The sequence below is a fragment of the Shinella sp. G-2 genome, from assembly GCF_050172695.1.
Classification (GTDB): Bacteria; Pseudomonadota; Alphaproteobacteria; order Rhizobiales; family Rhizobiaceae; genus Shinella.
Window position 1 is genome coordinate 48,511 of the sequence record NZ_JBBEYH010000018.1, and the last position, 12,819, is coordinate 61,329.

At 65.8% G+C, this 12,819-nt stretch carries 10 protein-coding genes; 1 reads left to right on the top strand and 9 read right to left on the bottom strand.

Annotated features, from left to right (window positions below; translation table 11 throughout):
- Positions 1 to 78 precede the first annotated feature (78 nt).
- Positions 79 to 2,478: a transketolase-like TK C-terminal-containing protein gene (locus V8U06_RS21355; protein ID WP_427142408.1), complete on the top strand. Its 2,400-nt coding sequence runs from the start codon at positions 79 to 81 to the stop codon at positions 2,476 to 2,478.
- Between the two features lie 50 nt (positions 2,479 to 2,528).
- On the opposite strand, the gene V8U06_RS21360 is transcribed toward V8U06_RS21355, so the two are convergent.
- The 9 genes from V8U06_RS21360 to ytfQ all read right to left on the bottom strand — a co-directional run bounded on the left by V8U06_RS21360 (position 2,529) and on the right by ytfQ (position 12,627).
- Entirely contained in the window at positions 2,529 to 3,278 is a 750-nt protein-coding gene (locus V8U06_RS21360) for an ABC transporter ATP-binding protein (RefSeq protein ID WP_427142409.1), read from the bottom strand.
- A complete protein-coding gene (locus V8U06_RS21365; protein WP_427142410.1) occupies positions 3,275 to 4,108 on the bottom strand; it encodes an ABC transporter ATP-binding protein in 834 nt (277 codons plus the stop codon). Before V8U06_RS21365 ends, V8U06_RS21360 begins: the two co-directional genes overlap by 4 nt.
- A complete protein-coding gene (nikC, locus tag V8U06_RS21370) occupies positions 4,105 to 5,022 on the bottom strand; it encodes a nickel transporter permease (RefSeq protein ID WP_427142411.1) in 918 nt (305 codons plus the stop codon). The genes V8U06_RS21365 and nikC overlap by 4 nt, the downstream gene beginning before the upstream one ends.
- Positions 5,019 to 6,080: an ABC transporter permease gene (locus tag V8U06_RS21375; protein WP_427142412.1), complete on the bottom strand. Its 1,062-nt coding sequence runs from the start codon at positions 6,078 to 6,080 to the stop codon at positions 5,019 to 5,021. Before V8U06_RS21375 ends, nikC begins: the two co-directional genes overlap by 4 nt.
- 12 nt (positions 6,081 to 6,092) lie before the next feature.
- Positions 6,093 to 7,742 carry an ABC transporter substrate-binding protein gene (locus tag V8U06_RS21380; protein WP_427142413.1) on the bottom strand — a complete coding sequence of 550 codons (1,650 nt, stop codon included), beginning with the start codon at positions 7,740 to 7,742 and terminating at the stop codon, positions 6,093 to 6,095.
- 202 nt (positions 7,743 to 7,944) lie between these two features.
- A complete protein-coding gene (yjfF, locus tag V8U06_RS21385) occupies positions 7,945 to 8,913 on the bottom strand; it encodes a galactofuranose ABC transporter, permease protein YjfF (RefSeq protein ID WP_427142414.1) in 969 nt (322 codons plus the stop codon).
- On the bottom strand, positions 8,910 to 9,935 hold the full coding sequence (locus V8U06_RS21390) for an ABC transporter permease (protein ID WP_427142415.1): 1,026 nt from the start codon (positions 9,933 to 9,935) through the stop codon (positions 8,910 to 8,912). The genes yjfF and V8U06_RS21390 overlap by 4 nt, the downstream gene beginning before the upstream one ends.
- Positions 9,932 to 11,452 (bottom strand): galactofuranose ABC transporter, ATP-binding protein YtfR, encoded by a 1,521-nt coding sequence (gene ytfR / locus V8U06_RS21395; protein ID WP_427142416.1) that lies wholly within the window; start codon positions 11,450 to 11,452, stop codon positions 9,932 to 9,934. Before ytfR ends, V8U06_RS21390 begins: the two co-directional genes overlap by 4 nt.
- A 212-nt stretch (positions 11,453 to 11,664) precedes the next feature.
- On the bottom strand, positions 11,665 to 12,627 hold the full coding sequence (ytfQ, locus tag V8U06_RS21400) for a galactofuranose ABC transporter, galactofuranose-binding protein YtfQ (RefSeq protein ID WP_427142417.1): 963 nt from the start codon (positions 12,625 to 12,627) through the stop codon (positions 11,665 to 11,667).
- Positions 12,628 to 12,819 lie beyond the last annotated feature (192 nt).

Genomic DNA, 12,819 nt, shown 5'->3' on the forward strand with positions numbered 1-12,819 from the left:
GAAGATCAACTGAGATCAGTTTTTCCCGGGAACGGGGTGTAGAATTTCTGCGGAATGGGAAGTGAGGAGCAAGACACCATGACGAAGCCGGCCGTATCGCCTGCGACCCTGGCATGCCTGAAGGATCTGGAACGACAGGTCCTGTGGCACGCCTGCTGGATGATCCACAATGCCAACCATCTGCGCGAGAAGGGCGAGGTGAAGGTCGGGGGGCACCAGGCCTCCTCCGCCTCGCTCGCCGCGATCATGACCGCGCTCTACTTCCATGTGCTGCGGCCGGAAGACCGCGTGGCCGTCAAGCCGCATGCTTCCCCCGTCTTCCACGGCATCCAGTATGTCATGGGCAACCAGACGCGCGAGAAGCTGGAGAATTTCCGCGGCTTCGGCGGTGCGCAGTCCTATCCGAGCCGCACCAAGGATATCGATGACGTCGATTTCTCGACGGGCTCCGTCGGTCTTGGCGTCGCCATCACCGCCTTCGCCTCCATCGTGCAGGATTACATCGCCGCCAAGCAATGGTCGAAGCGCCCCGAGGGCCGTATGATCGCGCTGGTGGGCGATGCCGAACTCGACGAGGGCAACATCTACGAGTGTCTGCAGGAAGGCTGGAAACACGACCTTCGCAACACCTGGTGGGTGATCGACTACAACCGCCAGAGCCTCGACGGCGTGGTGCGCGAAGGCCTGTGGCAGCGCATCGAGGGTATCTTCACCGCCTTCGGCTGGGACGTGAAGGTGCTGAAATACGGCGCATTGCAGGAAGCCGCCTTCAAGGAGCCGGGCGGCGAGGCTTTGCGCGGCTGGATCGACCGCTGCCCGAACCAGCTCTATTCGGCCCTCACCTTCCAGGGCGGCGCAGCCTGGCGCAAGCGCCTCACCGACGAGATCGGCACGGAGCCGGGCGTTGTCGCGCTGCTCGCCGCGCGCAGCGACGACCAGCTCTCCGACCTCATGAACAATCTCGGCGGCCACTGCCTGGAAACGCTGATCCGCACCTTCGAGAGCATCGACCACGACCGGCCGACCGTCTTCCTCGCCTATACGATCAAGGGCTGGGGCACGCCGCTGGCCGGTCACAAGGACAACCATGCCGGCCTGATGACCAAGGCGCAGATGGAAACCTTCCAGACCCGCATCGGCGTCAAGTCCGGCGAGGAATGGGACACGTTCGGCGCAATCCCCGCGCCCGAGCCGGTGCGCGCCTTCCTGAAGTCCGTACCCTTCTTCGCCGAAGGCGCGCGGCGCTTCTCCTCGCCCGCCGTCGCCACGCCCGGTCCGGTCTTCCTCGACGACCGCGAGCTTTCCACGCAGGCCGGCTTCGGCAAGATCCTCGATGCGCTCGCCCAGCGAAACGACGCACTTGCCGCACGCATCGTCACCACCGCGCCCGACGTCACGGTCTCGACCAATCTCGGCCCCTGGGTCAACCGGCGCGGCCTCTTCGCCCGCGGCAAGCTGGCCGATACGTTCCGCGACGAGCGCGTGCCCTCGGCGCAGAAATGGGAGTTCGGCCCGGCCGGCCAGCATATCGAGCTGGGCATTGCCGAAATGAACCTCTTCCTGCTGCTCGGTGCGGCAGGGCTTTCCCACTCGCTGTTCGGCGAGCGGCTGCTGCCCATCGGCACGGTCTACGATCCCTTCGTGGCGCGTGGCCTCGATGCGCTCAACTACGCCTGCTACCAGGACGCCCGCTTCATGATCGTCGGCACGCCCTCCGGCGTGACGCTGGCCCCGGAAGGCGGCGCGCACCAGTCCATCGGCTCACAGCTCATCGGGATGAGCCAGGACGGCCTTGCGAGCTTCGAACCCGCCTATCTCGACGAGCTCTCCGTCATCATGGACTGGTCGTTCGACTACATGCAGCGCGACGGCGGCGGCACGCATGACACGCGCACCTGGCTTCGCGACGGCACCGGCGGCTCGGTCTATCTGCGCCTCACCACCCGGCCGCTGGAGCAGATCGCGCTGCGCCGCGAGGACCCGGCCTTCCGGCAAGGTGTGATCGACGGGGCTTACTGGCTGCGCGCGCCGTCCGCCCGCACCCGTATCGTGCTCGCCTATCAGGGCTGCGTCGCGCCGGAAGTGCTGATGGCCGCCGGGCAGCTTGCCGAGGCGCATGGCGATGTCGCGGTTCTCGCCGTCACCTCCGCCGACCGGCTCAATGCCGGCTGGACGGCGGCGCAGCGCGCCCGTCGCCATGGCGACGCCAGCGCCTGTAGCCATATCGAAGCGCTGTTCGATGATGTCTCGCGCGCCGCGACCGTCATCACCGTCACCGACGGGCACCCAGCGACGCTCGGCTGGCTCGGCTCGGTCCAGGGCCACCGGACGATCTCGCTCGGCGTCGAGCATTTCGGCCAGACCGGCACCATCGCCGATCTCTATGCCCATTTCGGCATCGACACCCATGCCATCATCGAAGCGGCGGAATCCGTCCTCCGCGTCGAGGCGCAGCCGCGCCGGGCCGGCGCGGCCTGAAAACAGGATGGAAGAGAAAGGGCGGTGCCGATGGCGCCGCCCTTTTGCGTTCAGCCGTTGCGGCGGAAACCCTCGCTCGCCGTGAGCAAGCCGCGAGTATAGTCCGCGTTCACCTTGCGGGTAGCGAGGTCGCCGGAGGCCAGTTCCTCGACCGCGCGGCCGCCGCGCATCACCATCAGCCGATCGCACATATGGGTGACGACCGCGAGGTCATGGCTCACCATGACGAAGGTGAGCTTGCGGGCAGAGCGGAGCTGTTCGAGCAGATTCAGCACCTCGGCCTGTACGGAGGCGTCGAGCGCGGAGGTCGGCTCGTCGAGCAGCAGGATGGACGGCTCGAGGATCAGCGCGCGGGCAATCGCCACGCGCTGGCGCTGGCCGCCGGAGAGCTGGTGCGAATAGCGGAAGCGGAAGCTCGAGCCGAGGCCCACCTCATCCAGTGCGCGAACGATGCGGCTTTCCGTATCGCCAAAACCGTGGATGGCGAGCGGTTCGAGCAGCAGCCGGTCGACCGTCTGGCGCGGATGCAGGGAGCCGTAGGGATCCTGGAACACCATCTGCACCTTGCGATAGAAGGCCTTGTCGCGTTTTTCACCGAGCGGCTTGCCGTCCACCACGATCGTGCCTGCGGAAACCGGCGCAAGGCCCGCCACGGCGCGCAGGAGCGTCGACTTGCCCGAGCCGGACTCGCCGACGAGCCCGAAGGATTCGCCCGGCGCGACCTTGAGACTGACATCGTCCAGCGCCACGAAATCGTCGTAGGCGACGCCGAGGCCGTCGATGGCGAGAGCCGGCGTCATGTTCTCCACTCCGGTTTGCGGTCGAGCACCGGCAGCGGATGCCTGTCGGCGCCGATCTCGGGCATGCAGTTGAGAAGACCCCGCGTATAGGGATGCTTGGCCTCGGAAAGCTTTGTTGCAGGCAGTTCCTCGACGATGCGGCCGGCATACATGACGATGACGCGGTCGCAGAAAGACGAAACGAGGCGCAAGTCGTGCGAGATGAAGATCAGTCCCATGCCGCGCTCGACGACGAGACGGTCGAGGATGGCGAGCACGTCGAGCTGCACCGTCACGTCGAGCGCCGAGGTCGGCTCGTCGGCGATCAGGAGTTCCGGACCGGCGATCAGCATCATGGCGATCATGGCGCGCTGTCCCATGCCGCCCGAAACCTCGTGCGGGTAGAGATCGAAGACGCGCTCGGGATCGCGGATCTGCACGGCGGCGAGCATGTCGAGCGCGCGCTTGCGCGCCTCCGCGCGGCCGACCGGCTCGTGGGCGCGCAGCGTCTCGACGATCTGGCGACCGATGGTCATGACCGGGTTCAGCGAATATTTCGGATCCTGCAGGATCATGGCGATGCGCTTGCCGCGCAAAGCCCGCCGCTCGGCCTTCGAGGCCTTGAGAAGGTCGATGCCGTTGAAGTCGAGGCGCTTTGCGTCGATAACGCCGTGTTCGGCGGTGAGGCCCATGATGGCGCGGCCGGTCTGCGACTTGCCGGAGCCGCTTTCGCCGACGATGCCGAGCCGCTCGCGGCCGAGCGTGAAGGAGACGCCGCGCACCGCCTCGATGAGGCCGGTGCGGGTCGGGAAGGAGACGCGGAGGTCCTCGACGGTCAGTAGCGCGCTCACTGGCCGCTCCCCCGCGGATCGAGCGCATCGCGCAATCCATCGCCGAGCAGGTTGAAGCCGAGGCTGACGATGAGGATGGCGACGCCCGGCATGGCGGCGACCCACCACTGATCGAGGATGAAGCGGCGGCCGGAGGCGATCATCGCGCCCCATTCGGGCAGCGGCGGCTGCGCGCCGAGGCCGAGGAAGCCAAGGCCGGCGGCGGTGAGGATGATGCCGGCCATGTCGAGCGTCACGCGCACGATGAGCGAGGAGATGCACAGCGGCATGATGTGGCGCAGCACGATGCGCCAGGGCGAGGCGCCCATCAGCTGCACGGCGAGAATATAGTCGGAGTTGCGCACCGTCAGCGTCTCGGCCCGGGCGATGCGGGCATAGGGCGGCCAGGAGGTGATGGCGATGGCGATGATGGCGTTGCCGATGCCCGGCCCCAGCGCGGCGACGAAGGCCAGCGCCAGGACGAGTTTCGGGAAGGCGAGGAAGATGTCGGTGATGCGCATCAGCACCGCATCCACCCAGCCGCCGGCATAACCGGCGACCGTGCCGACCAGAAGGCCGATGGGCGCGGCGATCACCGCCACCAGCAGCACGACCTGCAAGGTAAGGCGCGAGCCGTAGATGAGGCGCGAGAGAATGTCACGTCCCTGATCGTCCGTGCCGAGCCAGTGCCCCGGCCCCGGCGTCAGCAGGCGCGCCTTGGCGAGGTCGCCGACATAGGGCGAATGGGGCGCCAGCAGCGGCGCGAAAACCGCGAGGAAGACGAGGCCGAGGATGATGAGAAGGCCGAGCACGGCGAGCCGGTTGGCCGTGAAGCGCCGCCAGGCGACATAGGCGCGGCCAAGCCGGGCCTGCAGGCGGGACTGCGGTCGGTCGGTCAGGAGCCATTCGCGGCGGGTCATGGTCGTTTCGCTCATCGTGTCCTCGTGCGCGGATCGAGCATGCGATAGAGCACGTCGGAAAGAAGGTTGATGGCGATGAAGACGGAACCGATGACGATGGTGCCGCCGAGCACCGCGTTCATGTCGGCGTTTTGCAGCGAATTGGTGATGTAGAGACCGAGCCCCGGCCAGGCGAAGACGGTCTCCGTCAGCACCGAGCCTTCGAGCAGGCCGGCATAGGAAAGCGCGATCACGGTCACGAGCGGCACCGCGGCATTGCGCAGCGCATGGCCCCAGATGATGCGCGTTTCCGACAGGCCCTTCGCGCGCGCCGCAACGACATATTCCTGGCCGAGTTCGTTCAGCATGAAGGAGCGCGTCATGCGGCTGATATAGGCCATGGAGAAATAGCCGAGCAGCGAGGCGGGCAGGATGATGTGCGAGACGATATCGCGGAAGGCGGCCCAGTCGCGGTTGAAGATCGCGTCGAACAGGAAGAAGCCGGTGACGGGCGTGAACGTATATTCGAAGACGACGTCGATGCGGCCGGGGCCGGACACCCAGCCGAGCCGGGCATAGAAGACGAGGAGCGCTAGCAGGCCCAGCCAGAAGATCGGCACGGAATAGCCGATGAGGCCGATGATGCGCACCACCTGGTCGGCAAGGCTGCCGCGCTTGACGGCCGCGAGCACGCCGAGCGGAATGCCGAGCGCCGCGCCGATGATGGTGCCGACGGTCGCAAGTTCCATGGTGGCGGGGAAGACGCGCCTAATATCGGTCATGACAGGATTGGTCGTCAGCACTGAAGTGCCGAAATCGCCCTGCAGCACGCCCTTCATGTAAAGCCAGAACTGCTGGTAATAGGGCAGATCGAGGCCCATTTCCTGCCGCACGCGGGCAACCACATGCGCGGGCGCGCGGTCGCCGACGATCGCCAGGACCGGATCGATCGGCACGACGCGGCCGATGAAGAAGGTGACGGCCAGCAGGCCGAGATAGGTGGTGGCGACGACGACGAGGAAGCCGGCCACCGCCTTCAGCCGTGCATGGGCGCGCCGGTTGGCGCGCCGCACGGGCTTTGCGGTTTCAGTCATGCTCAAGGAAGGTCATTCCTTGGAGACGGGTGCGAGCGGGTTCGAGTCGAAGCTCGGACCGAGCCTGTAACCCTTGACCTTGCCGCGCACGCCCGCCACTTCGATCTGCTGGAAGATCATGACGAAGGGGCTGGTGTCGAGCGCTTCCTGCTGGAGCTTCTTGTACATCTCGGCGCGCTTGTCGGCGTCACGCTCGAGAAGGGCGGCCTTCGCCTCGGCCGTCAGCTCCGGAATGTCCCAGGCATTGCGCCAGGCGAGCGTCTTGACGGAAGCATCGTCGCCATTGTCGGGGTTGGAGGTGAAGGCCTCCGCATTGGAGTTCGGATCCCAGTAATCCATGCCCCACTGGCCGATATACATGTCGTGATTGCGGGCGCGGTACTTGGTGAGCGTCTGCTTGCCGTCGCCGGGGATGATCTCGATCTTCACGCCGGCCTGGCCGGCCGTCTGCTGGAAGGATTCGGCGATGCCGGTCACCGGCTGGGTGTTGCGCACGTCGAAGGTGACGGAGAGACCGTCCTTAAGGCCGGCCTTTTCCAGCAGTTCCTTGGCCTTGGCGACGTCCAGCTTGTAGGGGCTCGCATCCAGCGCACCGAGCACGCCCTTGGCCTGATAGGTCTGGCGGATCTCGCCGATGCCCTTGATGAGCGTCGCGCCGATGGCGTCGTAGTCGACCAGATACTTGAAGGCCTCGCGCACCTCGGGCTTGGCGAGGTTCTCGTTCTTCTGGTTGAGGCTGATATAGTAGACCGTGCCCTTCGGCGCGCTGGCCGTCGTCATCTCCGGATTCTTGGAAACGGCGTCGAGGTCGCCCGGCTCCAGGTTGCGGGCGACGTCGACGTCACCGGCTTCCAGCATCAGGCGCTGCGTCGCGCTTTCCTTCACATGGCGGTAGATGACGCGGGTCAGCGCCGGCTTGTCGCCGTAATAATTGTCGTTGCGCTCGAGCACGAGGATTTCGTTGGCGCGCCAGTCGCGAATCTTGAAGGGACCGGAGCCGGCATAATTGGTCTTCATCCAGGCATAGCCGAAATCGGTGTCGTACTTGTACTCGTCGCTCGGCGTGGTGGCGGCAGCGTGCTCCATCACCAGCTTCTTGTCGAGCACGGCGCCGACGGTGGCGGTGAGGCAGTTCAGCACGAAGCTCGGCGCGTAGGGCTTGTCCACGGTGAAGACGAAGGTCGTCTCGTCGACGGCCTTGGCCTTCTCGGCGACGTTCTCGCCCGTCAGGCCGAACTGGGTGAGGATGAAGGCGGGGCTCTTGTCGAGCTTGACGACGCGCTCGAATGACCAGGCGACGTCCTCGGCGGTAACAGGGTTGCCGGAGGCGAACTTGATGCCCGGCTTCAGCTTGAACGTATAGGTGAGGCCGTCGTCGGAAACGGTCCAGCTGTCGGCGACGCCGCCCTTGACCTTGGTCGTGTCGTCGATGTCGAGACGCACCAGCATGTCATAGGCGTTGCCGATGAATTCGGCCGGCGACAGCTCGAAGGATTCCGCCGGGTCGAGCGTGATCGTGTCGTCGATCGCCCAGGCCTGGACGAGCGTGTCGGCCGGCGTTTCGGCGAAGGCCGGCGCCATGCCGCCCGAGACGAGCAGCATCGAGAAGGCCGCGCCGGCGAGCAGCGGGCGAATGCGCGTCGTGATCTTTTCCCTGTTCATTCCAGTTCCCCGTTTTCCACGATTGTCCTTGTGGCGCCCGGTGGTCCGAAACGCCATTTTCGAAATTCAATCATACTATTGAGGGCAAATATAGTCCCCCTGCCCTATCATTCCCGACTGCTAAAACAGCGCCCGCCGACGCTGGCCGGGAAACCGGCCGCGTGTCGGCGGGCGCCGCTTTCAGCGGGCTGTGGACGAGGTTTCAGGCGTAGCGCCGGCGACGATCGGTAAGGTGGATCAGGCCCTTCTGGAGCAGGATGAAGGTGAAGAGCAGGAGACCGATGAGGATCTTCGTCCACCAGCTCGACAGCGAGCCGTCGAAGGTGATGTAGGTCTGAATGAGGCCTTGGATGAGAATGCCGACCAGCGTGCCGGCGACAAAGCCGGAACCGCCCGTCAGCAGCGTGCCGCCGATGACCACGGCCGCGATGGCGTCGAGTTCCACGCCGACCGTGGCGAGCGAATAGCCGGCCGAGGTGTAGAGCGAGAAGACGATGCCCGAGAGGCCGGCGAGGAAGCCGGAGAGCGCGTAGATGCGGATGGTCGTCGCGCCGACCGGCACCCCCATCAGCCGCGCCGTCGCCGCCCCGCCGCCGAGCGCATAGACATTGGCGCCGAAGCGGGTGCGGTGGGCGATGAGGATGCCCGCCGCGAAGACCAGCAGCATCAGCCCGCCGATCAGCGTGATGCGCCCGCCGCCGGGCAGCTTGTAGTAGAGGCTCTTCAGGGTGGCGTAGAACGGATGCTTGATCGGGATGGAATCGATCGACAGCACGAAGGCCATGCCGCGCGCCAGGAACATGCCGGCGAGCGTGACGATGAAGGGCGGCATTTCGAGATGATGGATGATCGCCCCCATCAGCGCGCCGAAGGCCGTGGTGACGGCAAGGGCCAGCGCGAAGGCGAGTAGCGGATGGATCGACGTCGATTCCATGAGCACGGCGAGGAACACGCCGGTGAAGGCGATGACCGCGCCGATGGAGAGGTCGATGCCGCCGGACAGGATCACGAAGGTCATGCCTACGGCGGCGATGCCGAGGAAGGCGTTGTCCGTCAGGAGGTTGCCGATGACGCGCGTCGACAGCATGTTGGGATACTGGCCGATGCAGACGGCATAGGCGATCAGGAAGATCGCGACCGTGGCGGCGAGCGGAAGATAGCGCGGGTTCATTTCACCTCCTGCTCCGTCTTGCTCGTCTTCGGCTGCGGGCGCGAGAGGAAGACGAAGGCCGACTGGGCGCGCGGCGACTGGATGACGAGGATCAGCACGATGATCGCCGCCTTGATGATGAGGTTGAATTCGGGCGGGAAGCCCGAAAGCAGGATGCCCGTATTGACCGACTGAATGATCAGCGCGCCGATGAGCGAGGCGGCGATGGAGAAGCGCCCGCCGAGCAACGACGTGCCGCCGACGACGACCGCCAGGATGGCATCGAGCTCCAGCCAGAGGCCGGCATTGTTGGCGTCCGCGCCGCGGATATCCGCGGCCGCGACGATGCCGGCAATGGCGGCGCACAGGCCCGAGAGCACATAGGCGGCGATCAGCAGCACGCCCGTCGAGACACCGGCAAGCGTGGAGGCGCGGCGGTTGACGCCGAGCGCCTCGATCAGCATGCCGAGCGCCGTCCGGCGCACGACGAGCGCGACGATGAGGCCGAAGACGAGCCAGATGACGACAGGCATCGGCAGGCCGAGAAAGGCCCCGCTGCCGATGAAGATCAGCCCGGCATCGTTGAAGGTGAGGATCGCGCCCTCGGTGATGAGCTGGGCGATGCCGCGACCGGCGACCATCAGCACCAGCGTCGCGATGATCGGCTGGATATCGAGCACGGCGACGAGAATCCCGTTCCACAGGCCGCACAGGATGCCGGTGCCGAGCGTGATCAGCAGGGTCATCGCCAGCCCATGGCCGGACGTGATGCAGGCGGCGGCGACCGCGCCGCAGATCGCCATGACCGCGCCGACCGAGAGGTCGATGCCCTTGGTGGCGATGACGACCGTCATGCCGATGGCGAGCAGCGCGACGGGCGCGCCGCGGTTGAGGATATCGATCAGGCTGCCATAGAGCCGTCCGTTCTGCATTTCGAGGCGGAAGAAGCCGGGAAAGGCGATGGAGACCATGACGAGGATGATCGCGAGTGCGGCGACCTGCGGGAAGAGCCTGACGGCGTAGGTTTTCAATGTGGAGGTCATGCTTCCACACTCCCCGCCGAAGCGGCGATGGCCTCGACGATCCCCTCGGTCGTGACCGCGCTGCCGGTCAGTTCGGCGACATGGGCGCGATCGCGCAACACGATCACACGATGCGAATAGGCGACGAGTTCTTCGAGCTCGGATGAAATCACGATCAGCGACATGCCTTTCTCGCAGAGGGATTCGATGAGGCGGATGATTTCCGCATGGGCGCCGACGTCGATGCCGCGCGTCGGCTCGTCGAGGATCAGGAAATCCGGATTGGTGGCGAGCCAGCGGGCAAGGATCGCCTTCTGCTGGTTGCCGCCGGACAGCAGCCGGATCGGCTTTTCCCGGTCGCTGGTGCGGATATCGAGCGCCTTGATGTAGTGGTCGGCCAGCTTGTCCTGTTCGCTGCGGCTGATCGGCCGCGCCCAGCCGCGCCGTGCCTGGAGCGCCAGCGCGATATTCTCGCGCACCGAAAGGTCGCCGACGATGCCGTCGACCTTGCGGTCCTCGGGACAGAAGCCGAATTTCTCGCGGATCGCCGCGCGGGGCGAGGACAGGTCGAGCGGGCGGCCGTCCGCCGCCGCCGTGCCGCTGTCGGCGCGCTCGGCGCCGAAGAGGATTTCCGCCGTCTCCGTGCGGCCCGAGCCGAGCAGGCCGGCGATGCCGACGACCTCCCCGGCGCGGATGTCGAGATCGAAGGGCTGGATATGGCCCTTGCGGCCGAAGCCCTGGAAGCGGAAACGCACGTCGCCACCCGCACCCTTCGCCCCGTGCTCGCCGGCGACCTCCTGCACCAGCTCGCGGCCGAGCATCATGGCGATCAGCTCGCGGCGCGGCAGGTCGGCCGTCTCGCGCGTACCGACGAGCTGGCCGTTGCGCAGCACGGTGATGCGGTCGGCGATCTCGTAGACCTGCTCGAGGAAATGGGTGATGAAGACGATGCCGAGGCCGCGTGCCTTGAGCCGCCGCACGATGCGGAACAGCATCGCCACCTCATGCGCGTCGAGGCTTGCCGTCGGCTCGTCGAGGATCAGCACCTTGCCGGAGAGATCGACCGCGCGCGCGATGGCGACGACCTGCTGCACGGCGACGGAATAGGCGGCAAGCTCGGCGGTGACATCGATGTCGAGATCGTATTCGGCCAGCAGCGCCTTGGCGCGGCGGTTCATCTCCCGGGCGTCGACAAGGCCGAAGCGCCGCGGCTGGCGGCCGAGAAAGAGGTTTTCCGCGACCGTAAGGTTCGCGAGCAGGTTCACTTCCTGATAGACCGTGCCGATGCCGAGGTTCTGCGCCTCGAGCGTGCTCTGCGGATCGGCCTCCGCACCGTCGACGAGAATGCGTCCGCCGTCGCGGCGATAGGCGCCGGTCAGGCATTTGACCAGCGTCGACTTGCCCGCGCCGTTCTCGCCGAGCAGCGCATGCACCTCACCGCGCCGCAGGGAAAAATCGACACGGTTCAAAGCCCGCGCGCCGGGGAAGATCTTGTCGATCCCGGTCGCGGAGAGAACATGGATATTGTCAGGCTGCATGATCCGACCCTGATGGCAATGGCCGCCCGCCGTCCCCGCGGGAACGGCAGGCGGGCAAGAGCATTTCCAGCCAAAACGGCATCGCCTCGGCGTCGGACAATGCGACAAGAACAAGAGGCCAGGGCAATTCCCGTAAACCGGTATTCACCGGAACTGCCCTGGTCCGATGCCCAACGCCCGGCTTGAGGCCGGACGCAGGACATCGGGAGAGATCAGTAGCCGAGGCCCTTCTTTTCCTCATACACCTTCGCCGGGTCGTCGGCCTGGGTGTAGAGCTTGGACTCCGTCTGGATCCACTTCGGCGGCGCCTTGCCGTCCTTGCGGAACGCGTCGAGCGCGTCGAAGGCGGGGCCGGCCATGTTCGGCGTCAGTTCCACCGTGGCGTTCGCCTCGCCGGCCGCCATCGCCTGGAAAATATCCGGAACCGCGTCGATGGAGACGACGAGGATGTCCGTGCCCGGCTTCAGGCCGGCTTCCTTGATCGCCTGGATGGCGCCGACGGCCATGTCGTCGTTATGGGCATAGAGCGCACAGATGTTCTTGCCGCCGTCTTCCGCCTTCAGGAAGCTTTCCATGACTTCCTTGCCCTTGGTGCGGGTGAAGTCGCCGGTCTGGCTGCGGATGATCTTCAGGTTGTCCTTGCCCGCGAGCGCTTCTTCAAAACCCTTCTTGCGGTCGATGGCCGGCGAGGAGCCAGTCGTGCCCTGCAACTCGACGACGTTGCACGGCTTGCCGGCGACGGTGTCGACCAGCCACTGGCCGGCGACCTTGCCCTCGTGCACGAGGTCGGAGGTGACGGCGGTCATGTAGAGGTCCTCAGGCGCATCGACCGTGCGGTCGAGCAGGATGACCGGGATTTCCGCGTCCTTGGCTTCCTGCAGCACTTCGTCCCAGCCCGTGGCGACGACAGGTGCGACGAGAATGGCGTCGACGCCCTGCGCGATGAAGGAGCGCAGCGCCTTGATCTGGTTTTCCTGCTTCTGCTGCGCGTCGGCGAACTTGAGATCGATGCCGCGCTGTTCGGCCTGCTGCTTGGTGAGCGTCGTCTCGGCGGCGCGCCAGCCGGACTCCGACCCGATCTGCGAAAAGCCGACCGTCATGTCAGCGGCGGATGCGGCGCTGAACAACGAGGCAGCAAGGATCGTGGCACTGGCAAGTGCGGTGGTGAATTTCATGATGTCCTCCCAAAGAAAGCTGCTCCTCAGCAGCGAGGTTAAAACATCATATTGTATTACTATTGTAAATCGCAAAATTGCGGAAAGGCACATTTTCGCTCGCAGACGCCTGCAGGCGAACAAAGCAAAACCGCCGCGCCGGCAGGGGCAAATCCCTGCCGGCGCGGCGGTGAAAAATCGGAAACGGTAATG